This window comes from Lutibacter sp. A80 (genome assembly GCF_022429645.1).
Lineage (GTDB): Bacteria > Bacteroidota > Bacteroidia > Flavobacteriales > Flavobacteriaceae > Lutibacter.
In genome coordinates this window covers 2,244,460-2,263,956 of sequence record NZ_CP092480.1, presented here as the reverse complement: position 1 = coordinate 2,263,956, position 19,497 = coordinate 2,244,460, and the positions used below count along the sequence as shown (strand labels likewise).

Annotated in this window: 15 protein-coding genes; 8 read left to right on the top strand and 7 right to left on the bottom strand. The window is 29.6% G+C overall.

The window, feature by feature from the left end; translation table 11 throughout:
- Nucleotides 1-200: 200 nt before the first annotated feature.
- From MHL31_RS09380 to MHL31_RS09365, 4 genes are all read left to right on the top strand, one after another.
- Nucleotides 201-3,077 carry a TonB-dependent receptor domain-containing protein gene (locus MHL31_RS09380; protein WP_240225693.1) on the top strand — a complete coding sequence of 959 codons (2,877 nt, stop codon included), beginning with the start codon at nucleotides 201-203 and terminating at the stop codon, nucleotides 3,075-3,077.
- Nucleotides 3,078-3,505: 428 nt separating this feature from the next.
- On the top strand, nucleotides 3,506-6,421 hold the full coding sequence (locus MHL31_RS09375; protein ID WP_240225692.1) for a TonB-dependent receptor domain-containing protein: 2,916 nt from the start codon (nucleotides 3,506-3,508) through the stop codon (nucleotides 6,419-6,421).
- A gap of 171 nt (nucleotides 6,422-6,592) precedes the next feature.
- Nucleotides 6,593-8,101 carry a F0F1 ATP synthase subunit beta gene (gene atpD / locus MHL31_RS09370; protein WP_240225691.1) on the top strand — a complete coding sequence of 503 codons (1,509 nt, stop codon included), beginning with the start codon at nucleotides 6,593-6,595 and terminating at the stop codon, nucleotides 8,099-8,101.
- 70 nt (nucleotides 8,102-8,171) lie between these two features.
- Complete coding sequence (locus tag MHL31_RS09365) at nucleotides 8,172-8,450, top strand: F0F1 ATP synthase subunit epsilon (RefSeq protein ID WP_240225690.1); 279 nt, start codon at nucleotides 8,172-8,174, stop codon at nucleotides 8,448-8,450.
- A gap of 52 nt (nucleotides 8,451-8,502) precedes the next feature.
- On the opposite strand, the gene MHL31_RS09360 is transcribed toward MHL31_RS09365, so the two are convergent.
- Genes MHL31_RS09360 through MHL31_RS09350 form a run of 3 tightly spaced genes read right to left on the bottom strand, consistent with a single transcriptional unit; the run spans nucleotide 8,503 to nucleotide 13,033 of the window.
- Nucleotides 8,503-9,069, bottom strand: coding sequence for a hypothetical protein (locus MHL31_RS09360; RefSeq protein WP_240225689.1), 567 nt, complete (start codon nucleotides 9,067-9,069; stop codon nucleotides 8,503-8,505).
- A 59-nt stretch (nucleotides 9,070-9,128) separates the two neighbouring features.
- On the bottom strand, nucleotides 9,129-12,518 hold the full coding sequence (locus tag MHL31_RS09355) for a hypothetical protein (protein WP_240225688.1): 3,390 nt from the start codon (nucleotides 12,516-12,518) through the stop codon (nucleotides 9,129-9,131).
- A 32-nt stretch (nucleotides 12,519-12,550) separates the two neighbouring features.
- A complete protein-coding gene (locus tag MHL31_RS09350) occupies nucleotides 12,551-13,033 on the bottom strand; it encodes a methylated-DNA--[protein]-cysteine S-methyltransferase (protein ID WP_240225687.1) in 483 nt (160 codons plus the stop codon).
- A 118-nt stretch (nucleotides 13,034-13,151) separates the two neighbouring features.
- Here MHL31_RS09350 and MHL31_RS09345 point away from each other — a divergent pair, with 118 nt between their 5' ends.
- Nucleotides 13,152-13,523, top strand: coding sequence for a hypothetical protein (locus MHL31_RS09345; protein WP_240225686.1), 372 nt, complete (start codon nucleotides 13,152-13,154; stop codon nucleotides 13,521-13,523).
- A 208-nt stretch (nucleotides 13,524-13,731) separates the two neighbouring features.
- Here MHL31_RS09345 and MHL31_RS09335 read toward each other — a convergent pair whose 3' ends face one another.
- Together MHL31_RS09335 and MHL31_RS09330 are read right to left on the bottom strand one after the other, a co-directional pair.
- Complete coding sequence (locus MHL31_RS09335; RefSeq protein WP_240225685.1) at nucleotides 13,732-14,826, bottom strand: hypothetical protein; 1,095 nt, start codon at nucleotides 14,824-14,826, stop codon at nucleotides 13,732-13,734.
- Nucleotides 14,827-14,831: 5 nt separating this feature from the next.
- Complete coding sequence (locus MHL31_RS09330; protein WP_240225684.1) at nucleotides 14,832-15,599, bottom strand: TatD family hydrolase; 768 nt, start codon at nucleotides 15,597-15,599, stop codon at nucleotides 14,832-14,834.
- 133 nt (nucleotides 15,600-15,732) lie between these two features.
- Between MHL31_RS09330 and MHL31_RS09325 the strand changes: the two genes are divergently transcribed.
- The 3 genes from MHL31_RS09325 (at nucleotide 15,733) to MHL31_RS09315 (ending at nucleotide 18,036) form a co-directional block, all read left to right on the top strand.
- Complete coding sequence (locus MHL31_RS09325) at nucleotides 15,733-16,293, top strand: TetR/AcrR family transcriptional regulator (RefSeq protein WP_240225683.1); 561 nt, start codon at nucleotides 15,733-15,735, stop codon at nucleotides 16,291-16,293.
- Between the two features lie 40 nt (nucleotides 16,294-16,333).
- On the top strand, nucleotides 16,334-17,104 hold the full coding sequence (locus MHL31_RS09320) for a peroxiredoxin-like family protein (protein WP_240225682.1): 771 nt from the start codon (nucleotides 16,334-16,336) through the stop codon (nucleotides 17,102-17,104).
- 221 nt (nucleotides 17,105-17,325) lie between these two features.
- Complete coding sequence (locus MHL31_RS09315) at nucleotides 17,326-18,036, top strand: membrane or secreted protein (RefSeq protein ID WP_240225681.1); 711 nt, start codon at nucleotides 17,326-17,328, stop codon at nucleotides 18,034-18,036.
- Nucleotides 18,037-18,086: 50 nt separating this feature from the next.
- Here MHL31_RS09315 and MHL31_RS09310 read toward each other — a convergent pair whose 3' ends face one another.
- Both MHL31_RS09310 and MHL31_RS09305 read right to left on the bottom strand, forming a co-directional pair.
- Nucleotides 18,087-18,824: a tol-pal system YbgF family protein gene (locus MHL31_RS09310; protein WP_240225680.1), complete on the bottom strand. Its 738-nt coding sequence runs from the start codon at nucleotides 18,822-18,824 to the stop codon at nucleotides 18,087-18,089.
- Nucleotide 18,825: 1 nt separating this feature from the next.
- Nucleotides 18,826-19,407 carry an RNA polymerase sigma factor gene (locus tag MHL31_RS09305; protein ID WP_240225679.1) on the bottom strand — a complete coding sequence of 194 codons (582 nt, stop codon included), beginning with the start codon at nucleotides 19,405-19,407 and terminating at the stop codon, nucleotides 18,826-18,828.
- Between the last annotated feature and the right edge of the window lie 90 nt (nucleotides 19,408-19,497).

Sequence of the window (19,497 nt, the reverse complement as noted above, 5' to 3'; positions counted from 1 at the left end):
TTAAAATTTTTAAAAAGTGATGTTTAATAATGTGAATTTAGAATGGTAGTATTTAGAAATTTTTCTAAAAAACACACTATTATATTCGTAAAAAATAAGCGTATTTTTTTTGCAATACCTATTTTTTTATTGTGTTTTTTAGGATATTCTAAAAATATTTGTATTTTGCAATTCTATTAACTAAAATCAAATAATATATTATGAAAAAATTACTAAGCGTTTTTTTTGTGCTATTAGGGGCTTCGGTGTTTGCTCAAACATCAATTTTAGGATCTGTAATAGAAGCAAAATCTGGGCAACCTATTCCAGGAGCTAATATAAAAGTTGTAGGTAAATCTATTGGAACTACATCTGACTTTGATGGAAATTTTTCTTTAAAAATAGCTCAAAACCCTCCGTTTTCAATTGAAGTTTCACTAATAGGTTATACTTTAACCCTAATAGAAATTACTCAAAATAATCAAAACCTAACAATATCGTTAGAAGAATCTGCAACAGCTTTAGATGAGGTGGTAGTTTCTGCTTCTAGAACTCCTGAACGTATTCTAGAATCTCCTGTTACTATTGAAAGAATGGATGCTAGAGAGATTAAAAACACATCCTCTCCATCATTTTATGGCGGTTTAGAAAACTTAAAAGGTGTAGATGTTAATACCAATAGTTTAACATTTAAATCTGTAAATACAAGAGGCTTTGCAACTTTTGCCAATACACGTTTTATGCAATTAGTTGATGGTATGGATAATGCATCTCCTGCGCTTAATTTTAATTTAGGAAATCTTTTAGGGATGTCTGAATTAGACGTAAATACAGTTGAATTATTACCAGGTGCATCCTCAGCGTTGTATGGTGCAAATGCTTTTAATGGTGTTTTATTTATGACTAGTAAAAATCCGTTTAATTCTGAAGGTGTAAGTTTATATGGTAAAACAGGTATTACTTCGTCTAAAGATGCAGGAGATAATAATTTTGTTGATGTAGGTATTAGAATGGCACATAAATTTAGCGATAAATTTGCTGCGAAAGCTTCTTTTTCATTTTTAAAAGGAACAGAATGGTATGCTACAGATTACAATCAATATATAGATAATGGAGTAGGGAATCCAGATATTATTAAACCAGTTACAACCGAAACGGCTTTTGATAAATTAAATGTATATGGAGACGAGGTGCAATTGTCGGAAACTCCATTTGGTAATCTTAAAGGTGTTGGTCAATATTTAGAGTCTATAGGGCAAATACCTTCAGGAGCAAGCGCTTTATTACCAGAAGATAATGTGTCTAGAACAGGTTATATGGAACGAGATTTAACAGATTATGTTGCCGAAAGTGCAAAAGTAGATATAGCTCTACACTATAGACCTTTTGAAGATGATTTAGAAATTATCTACAATGCTAAATTTGGGCAAGGAAATACTATTTATCAAGGAGCAAATAGATATAATATTAATAACTTTTTTATGCAACAACATAAAATTGAAGTTAGAAATGATAACTTTTTTGTAAGGGGTTATTTAACCGATGAAGATGCAGGAGATTCTTATGATATGCGTTTTGCAGGGATAAATTTAACCAAAGAAACTGCAGAACAATGGTTTGGTACTTATGCAGGTGCGTATTTGCAAAGTGTTTTAGGAGGTGCAAGTAACGATGCTGCTCACGCAAGTGCAAGGCATTATGCAGATGCTAATGTAACTTTACAACCAGGAACTCCAGAATTTAAAGAAGCTTTAAATCGAATTATATCAGATCCAGATTTAACAACTGGTGCAAAATTTCAAGATAAAACTAAAATATATCATGCAGATGCTAACTATAATTTTCATGAAATAATTGATTTTGCAGATGTACAAGTGGGTGGTTCTTGGAGACAATATTCTTTAAACTCGAGCGGAACTATCTTTACAGATTACGATGGCTCTATAGATTATAATGAGTATGGTGCTTATACACAAATTCAAAAAAAATATTTAGACGATAGATTAAAATTTACAGGTTCTATACGTTATGATAAAGCTAAGAATTTTGATGGAAATATTTCGCCAAGAATTTCATTATCATACTCATTAGGAAAAGGTAAAACAAGAAATTTAAGGGCTTCATTTCAAACAGGATTTAGAAATCCAACTACTCAAGATCAATATATTGGTTTAGATGCCGGACAAGCAATATTAGTTGGTTCAGCTCCAGATAATTTAGATAGATATACATCTAGTCCATTACAAAATAGTTCAACTGCGCAAGCCATAGGTATGCCATCAACAGTTCAATTAAGTGGAAGATCGGCCTATGAAAATGCTTATACTTTAACGTCTCTTTACGCTTTTGGGGCAAGTGCTGCACAAGGAACAGTAAATCCAGGATTATTAAAAGTTGCTGATTTTGATTATGTAAAACCAGAAAAAGTAACTGCTTACGAAATAGGTTATAGAGCAGGTTTTGGAAAATTATCTTTAGATGCAAGTGCATATTACAATCAATATGAAGATTTTATAGGTAATAAAACGGTTGTTGTACCGCATTATGGTAATGTTGATTTGTCTGATATTGTTTCGCTTCCTGCTCAATTAGGAGGTCCAACTCCAGCGGCTTTAATTGCAATTAGTAATGGAGATTATCAGCCATTTCAAGTTTATACCAATTCAAAAGCAGATATTGCTTCTTACGGAGGAAGTATTGGAGTATCTACTACGTTATTTGGAAATTATAGCTTTGGGTTAAACTATACCTATGCTAAGTTTGATTTTGACCAATCTACAGATCCAGATTATGAAGCAGGATTTAACACTCCAGAGAATAAAGTGAAGTTCTCTGTTGGAAATACCGAGTTGATTGAAAATTTAGGTTTTGCTGTTAATATTCGTTGGAATGATGAGTATATGTGGGAGTCTTCTATTGCAGATGCAATGATTGATGCAAAAACAGTGGTAGATGCACAAGTTAATTATACGGTTGATAAATGGAAATCTACCTTTAAAATTGGGGCAGCTAATTTAGGAGGTAAAGAATATTTTAGTGCGCCAGGAAATGGTAAAATTGGGTCGCAATATTTTGCTTCTTGGACCATAAATCCATAATAAGATAAAATAGCTATTTAAGCATTTAATACCAAGCTATACCAAACGCTTTTTAAGTGAAATTTCACCTAAAAAGCGTTTGGTTTTTTAGAGGTGTTTTTTATTTATATTAGCTTAAATAAAGTGAACCTAAATTTAGTTTTTCAACTGTAATGATTAAGAGATTGTTTTGTTAATTTTTTTTTGAAGCATATAGAAATAAAATAAATAATGAAGCTTAATTATAAAAATTATACTCAAACCTAAAATAAAAAAGCGTTTTTTAAATATAGTCTTTTAAAAATGTAACTTAATGAAATTCAATATCATACATTCTTAATAAATCGTTTTAAATATTGAGTGCTATTCATTTATAGTAACTTGTTTTAACGTAAATAGAGAAATAGTTGTATTTTGCACTCTTGTTAATCAATATTATGTATGATATTATGAAGAAATTATTAAGCGTTTTTCTTGTACTATTTATAGGTACTTCTTTAGTTGCTCAAACTGCAATACCAGGTTCTGTAATAGAAGCAAAAACAGGACAGCCAATACCAGGTGCTAATATTAAAGTAGTTGGAAAATCTATAGGAACTACAACTGATTTTGATGGGAATTTTTTATTAAATACAACCCAAAACCCACCATTTTCATTAGAAGTTTCGTTAATTGGCTATACAACAGCTAAAGTTGAAATTACTAAAAATGATCAAAAAATAACAATTTCATTAGAAGAATCTGCTACTGCTTTAGACGAGGTAGTTGTTTCTGCTTCTAGAACTCCAGAGCGTATTTTAGAATCTCCGGTTACTATTGAAAGAATGGATATTAGAGAAATTAAAAATACTTCTTCTCCTTCTTTTTATGATGGTTTAGAAAATTTAAAGGGAGTTGATATTAATACCAATAGTTTAACTAATAAAAGTGTTAATACTAGAGGGTTTGCTACTTTTTCAAACACTAGATTTATGCAATTAGTTGATGGTATGGACAATTCTTCACCTGCATTAAATTTTGCTTTAGGGAATCTTTTAGGGTTATCTGAGTTAGATGTAAATTCAGTTGAACTTTTACCTGGAGCATCATCTGCATTATATGGAGCAAATGCTTTTAATGGTATTTTATTTATGACAAGTAAAAATCCTTTTGATTCTCCTGGTATAAGTGTTTATGTAAAAACAGGAATAACCTCACAAAAGGCTGCGGGAGATAATAGATTTTTTGATGGTGGAATTAGAATGGCGTATAAGTTTAGTGATAAATTCGCTGCTAAAGCTTCTTTTTCCTTTTTAAAAGGAACAGATTGGTATGCTACAGATTATAGAGATTATGATCACGAGAATAGTGTAACAGGGGCTGCAACACCAATTATAGAAGAAACCGGACAAACATCATTTGACAGAATGAATGTTTATGGAGATGAGGTAAGTTTGGCTTCGGCAGGATTAGGTGATTTAAATTCGTTTGGTCAATATTTAGAAAGTATTGGAGCGCTTCCTGTTGGTTCAAGTGCGCTTTTACCGCAAGACAATGTGTCTAGAACAGGGTATAAAGAGGTAGATTTAACAGATTATAAGGCGCGAAGTATTAAAACTAATATTTCTCTACATTACCGTCCTTTTGCAGATGATTTAGAGGTGATCTATAATGCTAAATTTGGACATGGAAATACTATTTATCAAGGAACAAATAGGTATAATATTAATAATTTCTTTATGCAACAGCATAAGTTAGAAATTAAAAACGACCACTTTTTTGTAAGAGGTTATTTAACAAGTGAAGATGGTGGTGATTCGTACGATTTAAAATTAGCAGGAGTTAATTTAACAAAGCAAACTGCAGGAGAATGGTTTGGAGCTTATACAGGTGCATATTTGCAAGGTGTAATGGCAGGTGCAAGTAGCGATATAGCACATGCACAAGCAAGAGAATTTGCCGATGCAAATATAACGGTACAACCAGGAACTCCTGAATTTAAGAAAGCTTTGGGTGAAATTGTTATAGATCCAGATTTTTTAACAGGAGCTAAATTTAAAGATAATACTAAATTATATCATGTTGATGCTAATTATAATTTTCAAGGATTAATTGATTTTGCTGATATTCAAGTGGGAGGTTCATTAAGGCAATATGCTTTAAATTCTGGAGGAACTATTTTTACAGATGCTGATGGACCAATTCGTTATAATGAATATGGAGCTTATACTCAAATTCAAAAGAAATATTTAGACGATAGGTTAAAGTTTACTGGATCTTTGCGTTATGACAAAGCCAAAAATTTTGATGGAAATGTATCGCCAAGAGTTTCTATGTCATATGCTTTGGGAGAAGGAAAAACACGTAATTTAAGAGCTTCTTTTCAAACAGGATTTAGAAATCCAACAACGCAAGATTTATATACAGGTTTAGATGCAGGAGTAGGTTTAATAGTTGGATCTGCAATAGATAACTTAGATAGATATACATCTTCACCAATTCAAATTAATAGCGCAATTGGACAGGCTGTAGTAGGAGCCACTACTGTTCAATTGTCTGGAGCAAGAGCTTACGATAACGCATTTTCAGAATCATCACTAATAAATTTTGCTACTGCAGTTCAAATTGCAATTGCAGCTGGAGCTACTCCGGAACAAGCTGCAGGTTTAAATGCAGGACTGATAGAACAATCTTCTGTTGAATATGTGCAACCAGAACATGTGACTGCTTTTGAAGTTGGATATAGAGCAGCTTTTGGTAAATTTTCTATAGATGCAAGTGCATATTATAATGTGTTTGAAGATTTTATTGGAAATAAAAACGTAGCAGTGCCTCTATATGGTGATGTAACAGCTTTTGATGCTGCTAATGTAGCTACAGATCAAAATACACAATTACTGTTGGAAGCAATTGGAAGTGGTGATTTACAAGGATTTCAAACCTATACAAATTCAACAGCAGATATTTCATCTTATGGTGGTAGTATTGGTTTAACCTCAAGAGTATATGGTAATTATGATTTGGGTTTAAATTATACCTATGCTAAGTTTGATTTTGATCAATCTTCTGATCCAGATTATGAAGCAGGATTTAATACGCCAGAACATAAAGTAAAATTATCTATTGGAAATACAGAAGTAATTAAAAATTTAGGTTTTAACTTAAATATAAGATGGAGCGATGAATATTTATGGCAATCTGTTATTGCAGATGCTATTATTGAAGAGAGAACCGTTATAGATGCACAAGTTAATTATACGGTTGATAAATGGAAATCTAACTTTAAAATTGGGGCAGCTAATTTAGGAGGTAAAGAGTATTTTAGTGCGCCGGGTAATGGGAAAATTGGATCTCAATATTTTGTTTCTTGGACCATAAATCCATAGTGATTATAGAAAAATAAAACCTTTAAAACGCCCCAATCTTTTGGGGCGTTTGTTTTTTTTTAAAAAACTTTTTTTTTATTTTTTAAATAAAAATCAAAAAACTATCTTTGCGACTTGAAAATGAAGATTGACTAAAAAGATTAATTATCTAAAATATAAACAGTTAAAGGAATGACAAAGGTTACGGGTAAAGTTGCACAAATTATTGGTCCAGTTATAGACGTTGAGTTTGAATCTGGGGCAGAACTTCCAAGAATATACGATTCATTAGAAATTAAAAGAGAAGATGGATCACTTTTAGTATTAGAAGTACAGTCTCATATTGGTGAAGATACTGTTAGAACAATCTCAATGGATTCATCCGATGGATTAAGTAGAGGAACAACAGTTTACGCTACAGGTAATGCAATTCAAATGCCTGTTGGAGATGCCATTTATGGTCGTTTATTTAATGTTATTGGAGATGCTATTGACGGATTAGGAGATTTACCTAAAGAAGGTGAAAATGGACTTCCAATTCACAGACAAGCTCCAAAATTTGAAGAATTATCTACTTCAACAGAAGTTTTATTTACAGGAATTAAAGTAATTGACTTAATTGAACCATATGCAAAAGGTGGTAAAATTGGATTATTTGGTGGAGCCGGTGTAGGTAAAACTGTATTAATTCAAGAGTTAATTAACAATATAGCAAAAGGTCACGGTGGACTTTCAGTATTTGCTGGAGTTGGAGAAAGAACTCGTGAAGGAAATGACCTTTTAAGAGAAATGTTAGAATCTGGTATTATTAAATACGGTGATGATTTTATGCACTCTATGGAAGATGGAGGATGGGATTTATCTAAAGTTGATAAATCTGGAATGAAAGAATCTAAAGCTACTTTCGTATTCGGACAAATGAATGAGCCACCTGGAGCACGTGCACGTGTTGCTTTATCTGGTTTAACAATTGCTGAATATTTTAGAGATGGTGCTGGTGAAGGACAAGGAAAAGATGTATTATTCTTTGTGGATAATATTTTCCGTTTTACACAAGCTGGTTCTGAGGTATCTGCACTTTTAGGTCGTATGCCATCTGCGGTAGGTTACCAACCAACATTAGCAACAGAAATGGGAGCAATGCAAGAGCGTATTACTTCAACTAAAAATGGTTCTATTACATCTGTACAAGCGGTTTACGTTCCTGCAGATGATTTAACAGATCCTGCGCCAGCAACAACGTTTGCGCATTTAGATGCAACAACAGTATTGTCTCGTAAAATTGCTGAGTTAGGTATTTATCCTGCGGTAGATCCATTAGATTCTACTTCAAGAATTTTAACTGCTGATATTTTAGGAAAAGAACATTACGAATGTGCTCAAAATGTAAAAGAGTTATTACAACGTTACAAAGAGCTACAAGATATTATTGCTATTTTAGGTATGGAAGAATTATCTGAAGAAGATAAATTAGTTGTACATAGAGCACGTAGAGCACAACGTTTCTTATCTCAACCATTCCACGTAGCAGAACAATTTACGGGTATTCCAGGAGTTTTAGTTGATATTAAAGATACTATTAAAGGATTTAATATGATTATGAATGGTGAGCTAGATAAATATCCAGAAGCTGCATTTAACCTAAGAGGTTCTATTCAAGATGCAATTGAAGCTGGTGAAAAAATGTTAGTAGAAGCTTAAAATAGTATTTTGTTAACAGTTACAGTATACAATACTGAGACTGAAAAACTGAAACTAAAAACTAAAAAAGATGATTTTAGAAATAGTATCACCAGAAGCAACATTATTGCATTCGGAAGTTGATTTAATTGCAGTTCCAGGTATTAATGGCGATTTTCAAATGTTAAATAATCACGCACCTATTGTTTCTTTACTTGTTGAAGGAACTGTAAGATTTAGAGGTGCAAATGTTAATATAGAAAAACAATTTGAAGCTAAGTTTACTAATACAAAAGGAGAATACACACTTCCAATTAAAAGTGGAACTATTGAAATGAAAGAAAACAAGGTTATTATTCTTGCAGACTAATTTTCAAATACATAAAATATAAAATGCCGAGTAATTTTACTCGGCATTTTTTTTAAAATCTTTTTCCAATAAAGAGTCCTCCTCTAAAAAAAACTTCTGGAGATACATCGCTTAAACCAAGTGTTCTTCCTCCTCCAGCAAATATTTCTAAAATAAAACCATTATTGTTCACCCATTTTTTACCTATGGCTAATCCTAATGCCGTATCAAAGTACTCGTTATTATGGTTATATGATTCATAATCATCATCATCGGTGCCAAATGAGAATTTAGAAAAACCTTCAATAAATAGGCCTTTAGCACCATAATGTTGTTGGTTTAAAAAGTACATTCTGTAAAAAGGAGTAATTGAAAATTTTTCAAAATAAACATCATTCTCTCTTGGGTTTAGTAGTACTGAAACTCCGTAACCAGAGGCGTCATTTCCAATAAATTCGTAACTGGCTTCTAAAATACCTCCAATAGCTAATTTTGCAGCATCAATTTTAACTTCACTTAAATGCGATGATCCTCTGTAGTTCTGTTGCACATTTTTATTAATTCTATAAGAGCCTTTATAGCCTTGGGAAAATACTGTTAAACTAAACAGCAAGGCAATTGTTAATGTAATTGTTTTCATAACTTATAATATATTTAATATGATAATTACAAAAACTAAACCAAAAATTAAAACTGCTTTTAAAAAATTGCTTTTAACTGAATTGTTCCAGTATGTATTGTAGTTGAAGCTTCACTTTTTCTGCCTAAATAATTTACATTTAAATTTAAAAATGAATTGATTTTTCTATAGAATAACAAACTCCAAGTGTAATTTTTTCCGGGTTGTAAGCCTTCTAACATTTGATATGCTATTGGTGTGTTGTTACTACCTTTAAAATTATTATTAAATAAATCTACAGTTGCTTTTACTAAATTTTTAGAATTATTTGCATAATTTATTTCAAAACCAAATTTATTAGATGCTAGAGATTCAAGATCTCCAGTTTGATTTTCCTTCTTCTTAGCTTCTAAATATAAAGAAAAATAACTGGCAGTATTGTAATAATATGAGACTTTAGGAAATATACTTTTTGTGTTTAATTCGTAGTTTCTATCATCATAGTTTAACGAAATAGTTTTGTTTATTGCTTCACTTAAGCTAAAATTTAATTGCCAAAATTCACCTATTTTATGTTCAAACTGTAATTTGTGTTGCTGTATTGAGTTTTCTAAATTATCAATTGTTGTTGTGCTTTTACTTTTAGATTTTATAAAATTATAAGTGGTAGAGTAGTTTTTTAAACCTTTATTAAAATAAAAACTATTATTTAAGTTAAAATTTAGACCTAATATATTTGAATTGTTTGTGTCAAATGGATTTAGATTGAATTTGTTAGCTTCTTTTTTTTGTTTACTATCAACTAAAATATACGTTTGATTGTAAAAATGAGATATCATTTTTTTAAGCCCAGTTTTTGCTTTCCATTGTTGCGGATTTAATGTAACTATTTGCGAAAATTTATTTTGAAGTGTGGCTATATAATTTAATGTGGGTAAAATTACTCTTAAATAAGTTGCTTGATCTGTAAATTGGGCTATTTCAAACTCGTTAAGCTCTTTAATTTCATTATTGTTATAATCTATCCAAGTGTAAAAACCTTGTCCTGGTTCGGTTTTTATGTAAGTGTAATCTTGTAAAGGGAGTGTTCCCGAAAGTGTTTGGTAGTTTGTGTTTAGATTTAAAAATTGGTTGAATAGTTGTTGGTTGTAAATTATTTTAGAATTTAGAGAATTTTCGTTTTCAAAGTTCAAATTCTTAACTGTTCTATAGTTGATATATGCTTTTAAATTGGTGCTTTTAGAAGCTAATAATGTAGATTTTATATAAAAAGTTTTTGCATTATTTACTTGTTCAAAATTTGTGTTTTGAATACTGTCGGTAGTTCTAAAATTTAGACCAAACTGTGCATATACTTGGGTGGAATCTCCAACTCCTAAAAAGGTTTCAATTTCATTAAATTTATGACTAGTTTTTAAAGGGTTATTTGTTAAAATGTCCGTTCGTTTATTATTTTCACCATTAAAAGCCACGCCATACCAACTTTTTGAAAGATTGTATTTAGAACTGACATAATATCTTAAGAAGGTGCCTTCTTCAAAAGCAGTGGTGTTGTTTAATATACTGGTATTAAATTGTACGGAGCTGTTTTTGTAACTTAAATTTCCAAATAAATAATGTTTGTTTCCCGTAAATGAATCGCTGAATTCTAGGTTTTCATATAGGTAATTAATAGTATTATTTTTTTTGTTTGAAAGTTCTAAAGAACTACTTATTAATTTTTGATTTCCACTAATAGTTTCAATATTCCAGTCTCTGTTAAATTCGATACTTTGTATAGGTTCAACGCTTTTAAATTTACTATTTATAAAATCAAATTTTAGATTGCTTTTCAATTGCCATTTTTTTTGAAAAATAACCTGATCCCAACTAAATTTTGTTGCAACTCCACTATTGCTTGAATCATCAATTTCAGAAAATAAATTTTCATCGTTATTGCTAAAAGCCGTTTCAGCCTCAATATTTGTATTCCTTGTTGGGGTGTAACTAGCTTTAAAAACTGAAACTTGTAATTTATTAGGAGCTATTAATTGAATTACCGGATTGTAGTTTCCTAAGTTTTCTCCTATATATTCATATATTTTTCCAAGAGCTATCACTTCTTTTAAAATATAACTTCCAATATTTTCACCTACATATGTAAAGGCAACATTGTATAATTCGTCGTTTTGATTTGTTGAATATTCAAAAACTTCAGAAGTTCCAATCTGCATTTTTTTGTAAAGAATTTTATCTTCAGAATATGTGTCTATGTAAGCTGATGGTGTAACCATTAAACTTGAATTGTTTCCAGCTTCAGAAAGTAATTGTTTTTGAGTATCTGATAAATCTTGTTCTAAAGGTTGATTTTTTAGGTCGTTTTCATTGTAAAAATAACCACTTACAGTTAATTTTTTATTTTTGTAAGCAATATTATTATAGGTTACAAAACGTGTATAAACCCTATCTGTATATTGATATTCGGCGGTAATTCGCATGTCTGCAGTGATAGGATACGTTGTGGTAAATGTAATTTCTGCGTTGTTATAATCTATGGTGTAGTCGTTTTCTTCTCCGCGTTTAAGAGGTATTCCATTTACGTAAATTTGTTCGGTACCAGATAAAATTAATATATAACTACTAGAATTATCTGCTAAGCTATATGGACCTTGGTTTCCTTCTAAACCATTAAATTCTGTTTTTTTGTATTTTCCTTTTACAATTGCGCCAGAAGTTTGAATGTTAACTTCAGAATTGTTATTTTTAATTTTGGCATTAACACCTAAACCAGATACTTTTTTGTTAAATTTTAAAAAAGAGGTTTCGTTGTTGTTTAAATAGATGTCTCCTGCATTTATACTCCAATTATCACTAAATAATTCTATAAAAACACGATCAAATTCGTTTAATTTATAGGTGTTACCATTTTCTTGAATTGGTAAATTTGTGTCTAAAATAGCAGCTTTTAAGGTTACTTTGTCAGAGAGTTTTCCGGCAATTTGTAGGTCTAAGGAGGAGTTTACAACGCCATTTTGATTATTTCCTACAGTTAGTCCTCTTGTAATATTTCCAGCGGTATTTAATCCGTCAAAAGGTTTAAAAGGTAGTTTTTGTTCATTTGTTGTTAAGCTGTATAATTGCGTTTGATTTGTACTATTTGGAACTATTAGCTTATTATCGAAAACAGTATATTCTTTAGTTAAAAAATCTGGATATGATGTGTATTCAATAATCACTTCAGAAAATATGCTGTCATTTTTAGAATTAAAAACTAGAAGTGACTTTGAAAAATCAATACTATATTTTGAGCTATCAATACGTATATTGTTTTTAGAAAATACTTTAAAATTAAAAGGGGTAATGCTTACAGAATCAATTTTTATTGTGTCATTTTTTACAATAAATGTTTTTTTATGATGGTTTTTAGATCCATTTTGGGCATTAGAAATTATGCTAACTAAAAGAAATAATAAGAGTAAGCATTTTTTCATTTTTATACGAATGGAATTTGTACAAAAATAGTTTAAAATAATGACTGTTGTGTTAAATCGCTTTCGTGTTCTAATAACCATTTTTTTCTCCATAAACCACCTGCATAACCCGTTAAAGAACCATCACTTCCAATAACTCTGTGGCAAGGAATTACTAACCAAATAGGGTTTTTTCCATTAGCAGATGCTACAGATCTAATTGCTTTTGCGTTGCCTATAGCTTTAGTTTGTTCTAGATATGTTCTGGTTTTTCCAAAGGGAATTTGCTGTAATTCTGTCCAAACTTTTTGCTGAAAATCGGTCCCTTGTGGGTTTAGTTTTAAATTAAAAGTTGTACGTTCACGCTTAAAATATTCTTCTAGTTGTAAAATACATTCTTGTAAGCAGGTCGGGATATTTTTAGAACTTTTAATTGCTTCATCTAAAATTGTAATTGAGGTAATTCCTTCAATAGACCCTACAATTTTAGCAGTTCCAATAGGAGTTTTATAATAGCTTGTTTCAAATTTTTCCAACGTGCTTGGTTTTGTTTATTAGTTTTAAATATACATTTATTTATTAAAACGTGCCAATTGTTAGAAAAAGGTGCTGTTTATCAGGTGTTAAGCTTTTTTGTGTTAACTTTGTTTAATTATGAAAAATTATAAATTTATTCTAATTTTTTTAATTTTTACTTCAATAATATCATGTGATACTAATGATGAAGAAATGGATTATTCTACTTCATTGATTGGTGAATGGATGCGAACTGATTTTAGTGATGATTTTGAATTTAAATTAATTTTTAATGATGATAATACAGGTTATAAAATTTATAGGGAAGGAACTATAGAAACCGAGATCACTTCTTCATTAATCCCGTTCGATTGGAAACTTGTAGAAGATAACCTTACATTTAATGAGTATGAGGAAATAATTACAACTAAGTATTATATTAACTCTGAAGGAGAACTTATGTTAGAAAATTATTCAGACTTACCTTTTATAAGAATGCAAACAGATTAAATTCTAAAAACGTCTTTTGAATTTTGCGTAGTTATTGCTGCAATTTCTTGATGTTAGCCTATAAATATCTACTAATTTATCTAACACTTTTGTAATATAGCTGCTTTCATTTCTTTTACCTCTAAAAGAGTAATCACTGGAATATCATTATTATTTCCTTCAATTATTGCTGTCCCAATTGGTGTTTTGTAATATGTTGTTTGTTCAATTACTTTTTAGATAATATTCGTGCTTCAAATCCATAAGCAACTCCAATATTAATACTGTAGCCTATTAAATTAGGGTCAAAATTTGACTTAGCCATAAATATTCTTGTTCTAATGAAGCTATTTCCTTCCTCTCTAATATTAAAAAATATGGGTGTAAAATTTATCCTTTTCTTGTTTTTAAAATCAAAATTTATTCCAAAGATTGAAGTTGATTTTGTGATTCCACCCTTGTTTTTGTTTTCAGTAACTTCTTCTAAAGCAGTTAATCCGTATCCAATAAATGGAACTATTTTAAGCTTATTTGTTTCATAAATAGGATACCCAACTGCAGCATTTAACATACTTATAGTGCTTTTCTCTCCTTGAGGAATTAAAAACGAATTAGTTGAAAAATCTTTATTTAGTTTACTATTTGTGAATGACATATTTAATAACAAATGTGTTTTTTGATATGAAAATTCAAAACCAAAACTTAATGCAAGTGTATTTTTGAAAAATTTGCTAAAATCTTCTTCATACATTCCAAAGTCTAAACCTCCGTACATGCCATAAGTCCATTTACTTTTTTTATAGTTTGGTGGTTCAAAAGCAGGGATTTTAGATAACTGTTCTTGGGTATTTGTTAACCATTGTTTTGTAATATTATTTTGAAGACCATAACCTCCTTCTTCTTTAAAGTCGAAAATTGTTTTTTCTAGATGCTTTATATTATCCATCAATAAAGAATTAGCATCGTAAACATTATTTAACTCAAAAAGTCTTTGCTGCAAATTTCTTTTGCTAATCTCAATTAGGTTAAATAGTACTTGATTGTATTCTAAAAAGTTATTGTTTTTTAAGTTTGGATGAAAAAAGGATAATGATTTATCTATATAAGCATTTGAAAATAAACCTTGATAGATAACATCGTTAATTTCTTTTTTATCCATTTTATAGGTTACCATATATGATAAATATGCAGTGTGTTTTGCAGTATGTTTTCCTTTGAAATCTTCCCAAGTTAATTCTCCATCTTTCCAGTATTTTCTATATTCTTGGGCGTTAATGTTTAAGGTAACTAAATATAAAATTGTAACAATTATAATTTTTTTCACAACAATTAAATTCTAAAAACGTCTTTTGAATTTTGCGTAGTTATTGCTGCAATTTCTTGAGGTGTTAATCCGTAAATATCTACTAATTTATCTAACACTTTTGTAATATAACTGCTTTCGTTTCTTTTACCTCTAAACGGAGTTGGTGCTAAATATGGAGCATCTGTTTCCAATACAATATGTTCTATTGCAATTTCATTTAAAAACTGATCTATTTTACCGTTTTTAAAAGTTAAAACTCCTCCAATTCCTAATTTCATATTGTATGAAATAGCTTTTTTTGCTTGTTCTAAAGTTCCGGTAAAACAATGAAAAACACCAAATAAATTAGCATCATTAACTTCTTCTAATACTTCAAATACTTCATCAAAAGCATCTCTACAATGTATTACAATAGGTAAATTTTTTTCTTTAGCCCATTCAATTTGTTGTTTAAAAGCAAATTGCTGTTCTTTTAAAAAAGTTTTGTCCCAAAACAAGTCTATTCCAATTTCACCAACAGCATAAAACATACGTTTATCCAGCCATTTTTTAACAAAAGCTAATTCCTCTTTAACATTTTCTTTCACATGTGTTGGATGTAAACCCATCATTAAAAAAATATTTTTTGGAAAAGATTTTTCTAAATCTAACATTGCAGGTAGATAAGTTGAATCAATAGCAGGAATAAAAAAACGAGAAACGCCAGCATCTAGGGCGCGTTGTATCATTTCATCTCTATCTTCATTAAATTGTTCGCTGTATAAATGCGTGTGCGTATCGGTAATTATCATAGCGCAAAAGTAACTAAATTTTAGATTTCACTTATTGTAATGGTTATTAATTTATAGGCTAAATAAAGTTTAACATTATTTTAATTTATCATTTCTAAACAATTGTTTAGTTTTGGAAAATAATTATTATGAAATGCCTAGAGTAAAGAGCTATAACGAACAAGAAGTTTTAGAAAAAGCCATGAATCTTTTCTGGAAAAATGGTTATGAAACAACTTCTATGCAACAATTAGAAAAAGAAATGGGAATTAATAAATTTTCTATTTACGCTAGTTTTGGTAGTAAAAATGGGATTCTTATTGAAAGTTTAAGGTGTTACAATAAGAAATTACAGAAGCTTGTTAGTAAAATGAAAAAGGCAAGTGGAGTTGCTGCAATTAAACAATATTTTTACGATTTTGTCGATTTTTCTAGTGAAAAAACCATATTTAAAGGTTGTTTAATAACCAATACAGCAAATGAATTTATAGGAAGCGTAGATAATCTTGTAAAAAAAATGTTAACGGATTATACTATAGATGTTAGAAATGCATTTGTTTTAAAATTAAAAGAAGAAGAAGCGTTAGATCACGTGCAAATTGAACAAAAAGCAGATTATTTAATAATAGCGATGTTTGGTTTTTCTTCTGCAACTCGAATTTTTAATGAAGAACAATTGGAAAATTACATCCAAAATATTTTCAAAAATATATAAACAATACAATAACTAACTAATTATCAAAAACAATTATAATATGAAATTTATTAAAATAGTAATGCTAAGTATTTTTACAATAGGTATTTATGCTTGTGATAATGTAAAAACTAATAAGACAAAAACAGAAGACACTAAAGTTATGGATAAAGAACAAGAAACTTCTTCTTTACAAGCTGTATTGGATGAAAGAAAGAATAATTTTAATAAAAAAGCAGACGAAAAAACAAAAAAGATTTATAAAGAAGGTTTTGAAGATGTAGAGAATAGTGGTGTGTTGCAAACTGCTAAAAAAGTAGGAGATTTAGCGCCTAACTTTAATTTAAAAAATGCAATTGGAGAAACTGTAGAGTTAAAAGATTATTTAAAGAAAGGTCCTGTGGTTCTTACTTGGTATAGAGGTGGATGGTGTCCGTATTGTAATATTACACTTCATTCTCTTCAAGAAGAATTGCCAAATTTTAAAGCGCAAGGAGCTAATTTAATTGCATTGTCACCAGAGTTGCCAGATGAATCTATTAGTACTTCAGAAAAACACAATCTTGAATTTGAGGTATTAAGTGATTTAGGGAATGTAATAGGAAAAGAATATGGAGTTGTATTTAAATTAACAGATGATGTAGCTAATATATACAATCAAAAATTTGATTTAAACGGACATAATGGAGATACTTCAAACGAGCTACCACTAGCAGCTACATACATTATTAATACAGATGGAAAAATAGTATATTCATTTGTAGATTTTGATTATAGAAAAAGAGCAGAGCCAAGTGTTATTACAAAGTTCTTGGAAGAAATGGAAAAGTAATTATAAGTATTTTTAAAATATTAATTAGGTTAATAAATAATAGCTTGGGTGTTTACTCAAGCTATTTTTTTGTATAATTTAAATATGTTTTTTAGACTGTAAAAAGGGATAGTTTTTAGAGTATTTTAATTTAAATTTTTCTAATTAATTTTCATATATTTAAAAGGATAGTTGTTTATTAACGAGTTGTAGTTATACTTGTAGAAATTAAATATAAAATTATGAAGAAAATAATTATAGTTTTTTTGTGTGTATTTGCATCACTTGGAGTTCAAGGTCAAAATATTTTTGGTGCTTGGGAAAGAAATTTTACTACTGATAAAGGTATTAAGTTAAAAACGGTTATTATTTTTTCTGAAGGGTATTTTGTCCAAACTACTTACAGTGCAGTTAATGGTAAATTTATTTCCACTAAAGGAGGTGCTTGGATATTAGAAGGGGATTCTATGACAGAAAAATTAGAATTCAATACCAATAATACAGAACTTGTTGGTAAAGACTTAAATTATAAAGTTATTATTTCTGATACTGTTTTTGAAATTGTTGATAAAGAAATTAAATTTAATAGAATTGATAATGGATTGCCTGGAGCTTTGCAAGGGGCTTGGTTAATGTCTGGTAGAATTAGAAATGGCGAAACCCAGTTAAGAGATACAAGTAAGCCAAGAAAAACTATGAAAATTTTATCAGGAACACGTTTTCAATGGGTAGCGTATAATACCGAAACAAAACAATTTATGGGTACTGGTGGTGGAACTTATACAACCATTGATGGGGAATATACCGAAAATATCAAATTTTTTTCAAAAGATGATACAAGAGTAGGTGCAAGTTTGCAATTTAATTATAGTTTAAAAGATGGTAATTGGCATCATTCTGGCTTGTCTAGTAAAGGCACACCAATTTACGAAATATGGAGTTTAAGAAGCTAATAAAGCTCTATTAACCATATTGTTTTGTGCTATTTCCACAAATAAAATAACTATAATTTATTTAGAAGCTTTTTAGCTATTTCATATTCTTCAGCACTTTCAGGTATTGTTTTAAGCGTGCTTTTACAAGCTTCAAATTTCTCTTGTTTTAATAAACTTAACGCTTTATACCAAGTTGCTTTTGTCGAATAAGCAGAATTTCCTGTACTTATTTTTTCAAAAATAGTTTCAGCTTGAGAAAACTTATCCAGTTCTAATAAACAAATAGCTTTATATAACTGTATTTCTACATTGTTTGGGAATTCTTTTTCAAGTACGGTTAACTGTGCAAAAGCAGTTGTGTAATTTTTTGTGTTAAAAGCGGTTTCAGCAGTTTTAATTGTTGTGTTATTATCGCCTCTAACGGTAAATTCCAAATTAGAATGATTAGCAAAATCACTATAAGCTGGATTTCCATTTTTAAAGATAAAAAATCCGATAAGCAATGCAATACTTGCGGCAACTAATAGTTTTTTATAATTAAATAAAGAAATTACTTTAGATTCCTTTTTAGCTTTTTCAGTTTTTATAAACTGATTTCCTAAATTAGTTAAGGTGTTTCTTAGTTCTTGTTCACCTTTCTCATTTTCAAATTTTGAAGACAAAGAGGTTTCTAACGCTTTATATATTTTAAACTCTTGTTTTAAATCAGCATTAGATTGTAGCTTTGCTTCAAAAGCTACTTTTTCTGTTTGGGAGAGCTTGTTTTTTAGGTAGTTTTCAAACTCAATATATTTTAATTCGTCCATTTTAAAAGTCTTTTAGTTGTTGAAATTCATTCGAATTTTTTACAAGTTGGGTTAATTTACCCATACACTGCGATTTCTTTTTACGAGCATAACCATACGTTACACCTAAAAACTCCGCAACTTTTTCCATTGACTTTATTTTGAATGTAGCTTTTAATAATTCTTGACATTTAGCCCCTAATTCTTTAAATTTTGATTCAAAAAGCTGGTTTTGTTGTTCAAATAATTCAGTTTCTTCAACTTGTTGTTCGTGCTCGTCTTTAATAGATGCTTCATCCTCTAAAATTGTTACCCTATTAGTCCCTCTTTTTTTAAGTTCATTTAACCATCTTCTTTTACACAATAAATAAAAGTAAGCATCAAACGGACAGGTAAGTATAAAATTTTTCTCTTTTGCCTGATGGTAAATAGTAACTAATGTTTCTTGAATAATATCTTGAGCATCATCAGCATTTCCGTTGTTTTTTCTTACGTAGGCTACTATTTTATGTGAAAACTTCTCATAAAGTTTAGAAAGCACTCTACTGTCGTTCTTCAACAAAGCTTCTATGTATATATGATCTGCGTGTGGTTTTTGATTCATTTGAATTAGTTAGATATGCTAATTTATAATTTTTTTTCAGAAAAAGGGGTAACAAAAATTTAAGAGTGGTGATATGTTAGTGTAACACAA

What these genes read in the sequence shown, in the direction of transcription:
- MHL31_RS09380 (WP_240225693.1), top strand. Translation starts at nt 201, where the DNA reads ATGAAAAAATTACTAAGCGTTTTTTTTGTGCTATTAGGGGCTTCGGTG.
- MHL31_RS09375 (WP_240225692.1), top strand. Translation starts at nt 3,506, where the DNA reads ATGAAGAAATTATTAAGCGTTTTTCTTGTACTATTTATAGGTACTTCT.
- atpD (WP_240225691.1), top strand. Translation starts at nt 6,593, where the DNA reads ATGACAAAGGTTACGGGTAAAGTTGCACAAATTATTGGTCCAGTTATA.
- MHL31_RS09365 (WP_240225690.1), top strand. Translation starts at nt 8,172, where the DNA reads ATGATTTTAGAAATAGTATCACCAGAAGCAACATTATTGCATTCGGAA.
- MHL31_RS09360 (WP_240225689.1), bottom strand. Translation starts at nt 9,069, where the DNA reads ATGAAAACAATTACATTAACAATTGCCTTGCTGTTTAGTTTAACAGTA.
- MHL31_RS09355 (WP_240225688.1), bottom strand. Translation starts at nt 12,518, where the DNA reads ATGAAAAAATGCTTACTCTTATTATTTCTTTTAGTTAGCATAATTTCT.
- MHL31_RS09345 (WP_240225686.1), top strand. Translation starts at nt 13,152, where the DNA reads ATGAAAAATTATAAATTTATTCTAATTTTTTTAATTTTTACTTCAATA.
- MHL31_RS09330 (WP_240225684.1), bottom strand. Translation starts at nt 15,599, where the DNA reads ATGATAATTACCGATACGCACACGCATTTATACAGCGAACAATTTAAT.
- MHL31_RS09325 (WP_240225683.1), top strand. Translation starts at nt 15,733, where the DNA reads ATGCCTAGAGTAAAGAGCTATAACGAACAAGAAGTTTTAGAAAAAGCC.
- MHL31_RS09320 (WP_240225682.1), top strand. Translation starts at nt 16,334, where the DNA reads ATGAAATTTATTAAAATAGTAATGCTAAGTATTTTTACAATAGGTATT.
- MHL31_RS09315 (WP_240225681.1), top strand. Translation starts at nt 17,326, where the DNA reads ATGAAGAAAATAATTATAGTTTTTTTGTGTGTATTTGCATCACTTGGA.
- MHL31_RS09310 (WP_240225680.1), bottom strand. Translation starts at nt 18,824, where the DNA reads ATGGACGAATTAAAATATATTGAGTTTGAAAACTACCTAAAAAACAAG.
- MHL31_RS09305 (WP_240225679.1), bottom strand. Translation starts at nt 19,407, where the DNA reads ATGAATCAAAAACCACACGCAGATCATATATACATAGAAGCTTTGTTG.